Origin of the sequence: Vibrio sp. Vb1755, assembly GCF_033338635.1 — a bacterium.
Classification (GTDB): Bacteria; Pseudomonadota; Gammaproteobacteria; order Enterobacterales; family Vibrionaceae; genus Vibrio; species Vibrio alginolyticus.
Map to the genome: position 1 here is coordinate 1 of NZ_JAWOTA010000356.1, position 1,043 is coordinate 1,043.

The window sequence follows — 1,043 nt, forward strand, 5'->3', positions numbered from 1 at the left end:
GCTTCCACTTCAATATCAACCAACGATTTAGTGAGCTCGAAGTTCTTTCGCTCCTTGATGGCATACTGATTCACAATCACATCGCGTTCTTCAATCAGCTGATGGCCGACCTCAGAAAGCGCGCTATGAAGTTGTTGCGTACTCTTGGAGTTAATGTGAGCCATGTAGGCAAAGGTGCACGCCACCAGCATCGCAATAAATAAGCATGAATTGACCAACCTAAACTTATTCATTTTCCAGCACCTCTAAAATTACTGGCCTTGGGGCGCTGAGTGACGTCAAGAACGCTTCGATGTCTTCGATATTGCTATCACTCATCGTAATACCAAGCTGCGTTTGCGCCATGATTTGAATCGCCTCAGCAAGGGTGGTCACTTGCCCGTTATGAAAATACGGCCCCGTTAATGCGACGTTTCTTAAACTGGCAACACGGAAATAATACCCCTCATCCCCTTCCGTTGTGAGTAAATGGCGACCTGTGTCTTTCTGCACGGGTTTATGCTCAAAGTAAGCGAAGCGTTGAATCATCGCGCCGCCAACATTTTTCCCTTGATGACATTGTACGCACCCAGCTTTCTGGAAGGTTTTCCAACCTCGTTTCGCTTTCTCATTCAAAACATGCGTGTAACCCAATAAGTAGGCATCAAACGGCGCGCCTGGAGTTTCAAGCCCTTTCACAAACTCAACAATGGACGCTTTGATGTTGTCGATAGAAATTGGCAGGTTTCCAGCGCGTTTAAACAGCGCTTGATATTGCTCGTTGTTTTGAACGTAGCTTTCAATCTTCGGCCAGTTGGAATCCATTTCTAACGGGTCGTGAATTGGGCCATCCATTTGAGAGACTAACGTATTCGACGAGCCGTCCCATAACAGTCGGTAATTCAGTGACGCATTAAAAACCGTGATCGCGTTTCGTATTCCTGCCCCTTTTACCCCTGCTGCTACGGCTGTGTTTTGCGCGCCATTCGTTTGTAGATTGTGGCAACTTTCACAACTGACTTTACCATTCGATGACAGGTTGGGATCTCTAAATAAATGCCAAC

Annotated in this window: 1 protein-coding gene and 1 pseudogene; both read right to left on the reverse strand. The window is 46.5% G+C overall.

Annotated features, from left to right (window positions below; all coding sequences use genetic code 11):
- Positions 1-233, reverse strand: a pseudogene (locus tag R7E00_RS25100) (hybrid sensor histidine kinase/response regulator); the annotation flags it as partial.
- On the reverse strand, positions 226-1,043 hold an 818-nt coding region (locus tag R7E00_RS25105), incomplete at its 5' end, for a cytochrome-c peroxidase (RefSeq protein ID WP_318124923.1). The gene R7E00_RS25105 and the pseudogene R7E00_RS25100, both read right to left, overlap by 8 nt.